General features: G+C 70.9%; 5 protein-coding genes. 4 read left to right on the forward strand and 1 reads right to left on the reverse strand.

Annotation, left to right across the window (positions count from 1 at the left end; genetic code table 11):
* Positions 1-194: 194 nt before the first annotated feature.
* Positions 195-1,019 carry a slipin family protein gene (locus L2C96_RS43885; RefSeq protein ID WP_020420936.1) on the reverse strand — a complete coding sequence of 275 codons (825 nt, stop codon included), beginning with the start codon at positions 1,017-1,019 and terminating at the stop codon, positions 195-197.
* Between the two features lie 89 nt (positions 1,020-1,108).
* On the opposite strand from L2C96_RS43885, the gene L2C96_RS43890 reads away from it, so the two are divergent.
* The 4 genes from L2C96_RS43890 to L2C96_RS43905 are packed head-to-tail and all read left to right on the forward strand — an operon-like array spanning position 1,109 to position 4,935.
* Entirely contained in the window at positions 1,109-1,969 is an 861-nt protein-coding gene (locus L2C96_RS43890; protein WP_308191247.1) for an aminoglycoside phosphotransferase family protein, read from the forward strand.
* A gap of 10 nt (positions 1,970-1,979) precedes the next feature.
* Positions 1,980-3,266 carry a magnesium transporter MgtE N-terminal domain-containing protein gene (locus L2C96_RS43895; protein ID WP_237340293.1) on the forward strand — a complete coding sequence of 429 codons (1,287 nt, stop codon included), beginning with the start codon at positions 1,980-1,982 and terminating at the stop codon, positions 3,264-3,266.
* Positions 3,259-3,780 (forward strand): DUF1003 domain-containing protein, encoded by a 522-nt coding sequence (locus L2C96_RS43900; protein WP_017986918.1) that lies wholly within the window; start codon positions 3,259-3,261, stop codon positions 3,778-3,780. Before L2C96_RS43895 ends, L2C96_RS43900 begins: the two co-directional genes overlap by 8 nt.
* Positions 3,781-3,789: 9 nt before the next feature.
* Positions 3,790-4,935 carry an Mrp/NBP35 family ATP-binding protein gene (locus L2C96_RS43905; RefSeq protein ID WP_237340294.1) on the forward strand — a complete coding sequence of 382 codons (1,146 nt, stop codon included), beginning with the start codon at positions 3,790-3,792 and terminating at the stop codon, positions 4,933-4,935.
* The last annotated feature ends 133 nt before the right edge of the window (positions 4,936-5,068 follow it).

The raw sequence follows: 5,068 nt of genomic DNA on the forward strand, positions 1-5,068 counted from the left end.
CCGCGTGCTCCAGCTCCTGGGCGTGCGGGATGATCTCCTTGTCCACGAACGAGCGGACCGTGGACAGGATCTCTTGCTGCACGTCGGTGAGACCGGCGGTCTGGGCCAGACGGGCCATGGGGCGACTCCTGTGTCAGCGGACGGTATTACCGGCGAGTATGAGCCCCGCCATGCCGTCCCGCATATGGCGCGCCTCACCCGGGGGCGGACTCCTCCGACTGCCGCGGCGCCGGCGCTTGACCGTTCACCTGCTGCTCGGCGGGCTTGTCGGCGGTGTGCCGTTCGAGAAAGCGGAGCAGCTCCACGGGGAACGGCAGCACCAGGGTGGAGTTCTTCTCCGCCGCCACCTGCACCACCGTCTCCAGCAGGCGCAGCTGCAGCGCCGCCGGGGTGTCGGCCATGATGCCCGCGGCCTCGGACAGCTTGTGCGACGCCTGCAGCTCACCGTCGGCGGAAATGACCCGCGCCCGGCGCTCGCGTTCGGCCTCGGCCTGGCGCGACATCGACCGCTTCATCGACTCGGGCAGCGCGACGTCCTTGATCTCCACGCGGTCGATGTGCACGCCCCAGTCCAGCGCGGGGCTGTCAATCATCAGCTCCAGGCCCTGGTTGAGCCGCTCCCGGTTGGACAGCAGGTCGTCCAGGTCGCTCTTGCCGATGATGGAGCGCAGCGAGGTCTGGGCCACCTGCCCGACGGCGAACCGGTAGTCCTGCACGTTGACGGCGGCGACCACGGGGTCGATGACCTTGAAGTACACGACGGCGTCGACGCGGACCGTCACGTTGTCCCGCGTGATGCCCTCCTGCGCGGGCACCGGGAGGGTGACGATCTGCATGTTCACCTTCTGCAGCCGGTCGGCGATCGGCAACAGCAGGGTCAGGCCGGGCTCCCGGACGGCCGAGGACACCCGGCCGAAGCGGTAGACCAGGCCGCGCTCGTACTGGCGGACCACGCGGACACTGGCGGCGAGTCCGGTGATCCCCACGGCCGCGACGACGGAGATGATTTCGGCCAGCATGGCGGCTCCCAGGGGTGCGTGTCCCTTGACGCGATGTTACCCCCGTCACACCGGTTGGGAAGTGCCCGATCACTGGCAGTCTGGGTGAGGTGCGGATACCTGGGGAGTTCTCACGACGGCTGATCGACAACGAGGGCGACGTGGTGCGGCCGTGGCTGGCCGCGCTGCCGGAACTGGCGGACTGGTGCTGCCGGCAGTGGGGGCTGGTGATCGAGGGCCCGCCGTGGCACGGGTACACCGCGCTGGTGTTCCCGGTGCGCCGCGACGGCGAACCGCTCGTGCTGAAGCTCGCCTGGCAGGACGACGGCACCCGCGACGAGCCGGTGGCGTTGTCCGCCTGGGATGGCCGGGGAGCCGTGCGGCTGCTGGAAAGCGCCCGCGGCGCGCTGCTGCTGGAGCGGCTCGACGCGTCCCGCTCGCTGCTCACCAAGCCGCTGGACAAGGCGCTGGAGATCACGCACGGCCTGCTGCACCGGCTGACCGTGCCCGCTCCCGCGCTCGGCCGCACGCTGCGGGACGAGGCGGTCCGGTTCGCCGAGGAGATGCCCGCCGACTGGGCGCGGCTGGGCGGTCCGGTGCCGAAGCGGTTGCTCGACGCCGCGGTCGCCGTGTGCCGGGACCTCGGGCCGGGAGCCGGGACATCACTGGTCAATCAGGACCTGCACTACGAAAACATCCTCGCAGGCACACGGGAACCGTGGCTGGTGATCGACCCGCAGCCGATCGCCGGGGACCCGGAGTTCGGCCTGATCCCCCTGCTGTGGAACCGGTTCGGAGAGTCCACAGTGGAAGAACGGGTGCGTGTGCTGGCCGCCGGGCTGGACCCGGACCGCGCCCGCGCCTGGACGCTCGTGCGGGCCGTGGACAACTGGTTGTGGGCCGCCGAGCACGGTGGTTTCCCCAGCGTGCCGATCCTCAGTGCGATCGCCGAGTGGGCGGCGCTCGAATAGGGTTGGCGGCATGGTGAACAGGGTCTTCGCCGCCCAGCTGGCCGGCCTTCCGGTCTTCGGACCGGACGGCGAGTCCATCGGCAAGGTGCGCGACCTGGTCGCCGGCCTGCGGCTCGACCAGCAGCCGCCGCGGGTGCTGGGGCTCGTCGTCGAGCTGACCACCCGTCGCCGGGTGTTCGTGCCGATGCTGCGGGTCACCGCGATCGAGCCGAACGCCGTCACGCTCGCGACCGGCTCGGTCAACATGCGTCGCTTCCACCGCCGCCCCAACGAGGTCCTCGTGCTCGGGCAGCTGATCGACGCGCAGGCCCGGCTGGCCTCCACCGACGCGCGCGTCACGGTGGCCGACGCGGCGATGGAACCGGTCCGCACCCGCGACTGGGTGCTGGCCAAGCTCGCCGTCCGCGAGCGCTCCGGACGGCTCGGCATCGGCAGGCGGCGGTCGTCGCTGCAGGTCCTGCCCTGGTCGGAGGTGCGCGGGCTGGGCCTGACCGACCTCACCGGGCAGCCGCAGGGCGCCGGGCAGCTGCTCATGCTGTTCGACACCATGCGCGCGGTCGACATCGCCGCGACCATGCGCGACCTGCCGACCAAGCGGCGGCACGAGGTGGTCGACTCGATGGACGACGAGCGGCTCGCCGACGTGCTGGAGGAACTGCCCGAGGAGGACCAGAAGGAACTGCTCGCGCACCTCGCCGAGGAGCGCGCCGCGGACATCCTGGAGGCGATGAACCCGGACGACGCGGCCGACCTGCTCGCCGAGCTGGCGCCGGCCGACCAGAGCCGGCTGCTGGAGCTGATGCACCCGGACGAGTCCGAGCCGCTGAAGCGCCTGCTCACCTACTCCTCCGACACCGCGGGCGGCCTGATGACGCCGGAGCCGGTCATCCTCACCCCGGACGCCACGATCGCCGAGGCGCTGGCGCACATCCGCAACCCCGACCTGCCCGCCGCGCTGGCCAGCCTGGTTTTCGTGTGCCGCCCGCCGACCGAGACCCCGACCGGCCGCTACGTGGGGTGCGTGCACTTCCAGCGCCTGCTCCGGGAACCGCCTGCCGAGCTGGTCGCGAGCGCCGTGGACACCGACCTGCCCGCACTCGGCCCGGACGCCGACCTGCCGGAGATCACCCGCTACTTCGCGGCCTACAACCTGGCGTGCGGTCCGGTGGTGGACGACCAGGACCACCTGCTGGGCGCCGTCACGGTCGACGACCTGCTCGACCACCTGCTGCCCGACCGCTGGCGCGAGACCGGGCTGCACGACATCACCGAGGGACAGGAGATCGACAGTGCCTGAGTTGACCGCGCGGCGCCGCCTCGACCAGCCCCGCTCCGGACGGGGCCCACTGGTCAGCATCGACCCGGACAGCTTCGGACGGCTGTCCGAGCGGCTGGCCCGGTTCCTCGGCACCGGGAAGTACCTGTTCTGGCAGACCCTCATCGTCGTCGTGTGGATCATCGTCAACCTGAGCGCGGCCGCCCTGCGCTGGGACCCGTACCCGTTCATCCTGCTCAACCTGGCGTTCTCCACGCAGGCGGCGTACGCGGCGCCGCTGATCCTGCTCGCGCAGAACCGGCAGGACGACCGGGACCGGGTGTCGCTGGAGGAGGACCGGCACCGGGCGGCGCAGACCAAGGCCGACACCGAGTACCTGGCGCGCGAGCTGGCCGCGCTGCGCCTGGCGGTCGGCGAGGTCGCGACCCGCGACTACCTGCGCGGGGAGCTGGACAAGCTGCGTGAGGACCTCAACACCAAGCCGCGACGTGGCAAAAGCAATAGGGCCCAGGCAGAGGCCATTACCGGTCCGTAGCATGGTGGGGTGACCAGTACGCAGCAGATCCCCAGTGTCGAGGACGTCCGGGCGGCGCTGAAGGACGTTCACGACCCCGAGATCCGCAAGCCCATCACCGAGCTCGGCATGGTCAAGGACGTCACGGTCGCCGAGGACGGCGTCGTCACGGTCGCGGTGTACCTGACGGTGGCCGGCTGTCCGCTCAAGGACACCATCACCAAGGACACCAAGGCCGCGGTCGGCAAGCTCCCCGGGGTGCGCGACGTCCGGGTGGAGCTCGACGTGATGAGCGACGAGCAACGCACTGAGCTGCGGAAACAGCTGCGTGGTGATGCGGCGGAGCCGGTCATCCCGTTCGCCCAGCCGGGCTCGATGACGCGGGTGTACTGCGTCGCGTCCGGCAAGGGCGGGGTCGGCAAGTCGAGCGTGACGGTCAACCTCGCGGTGGCGATGGCCGAGCGCGGGCTGTCGGTCGGTGTGGTGGACGCGGACATCTACGGCCACTCGGTGCCGCGCATGCTGGGCGCGCGCGAGAAGCCGACGAAGGTCGAGCAGATGATCATGCCGCCGCAGGCGCACGGCGTGAAGGTCATTTCCATCGGCATGTTCACCCCGGGCAACACGCCGGTGGTGTGGCGCGGCCCGATGCTGCACCGTGCGCTGCAGCAGTTCCTGGCCGACGTGTTCTGGGGCGACCTGGACATCCTGCTGCTGGACCTGCCGCCGGGCACCGGTGACATCGCCATTTCGGTGGCCCAGCTGATCCCGAACGCGGAGATCCTGGTGGTGACCACGCCGCAGCAGGCCGCGGCGGAGGTCGCCGAACGGGCCGGCGCGATCGCGATGCAGACGCGGCAGCGGGTCGCCGGGGTCATCGAGAACATGTCCTGGCTGGAGACGCCCTCTGGCGAGCGGATGGAGATCTTCGGCTCCGGCGGCGGCAAGACCGTGGCCGATTCGCTGTCGAAATCGGTGGGCTCCGAGGTGCCGTTGCTGGGCCAGGTGCCGCTCGACCCGCGCCTGCGGGAGCAGGGTGACGCCGGAACGCCGCTGGTCCTCGCCGAACCCGAGGCTCCGGCGTCTCTCGTGCTGCGGGACGTGGCGAAGAAGCTCTCGGTGCGGGCCCGTGGGCTGGCCGGGAAGATGCTGAACCTCAGCCCCAGCGGACGCTAGGCCGCACACACCCCGAGCTGGGTGGTCATCCCGTCGCCTGACACCGGCGCGATCACCTTGAGCCAGGGCCGCAACCCGGGCTCTCTCCGGCGGCCGAACATGCCAACCTTGCGGCCCTGGCTCAAGGTGATAT

It is taken from the genome of Amycolatopsis tucumanensis (assembly GCF_021654135.1).
Lineage (GTDB): Bacteria > Actinomycetota > Actinomycetes > Mycobacteriales > Pseudonocardiaceae > Amycolatopsis_E > Amycolatopsis_E tucumanensis.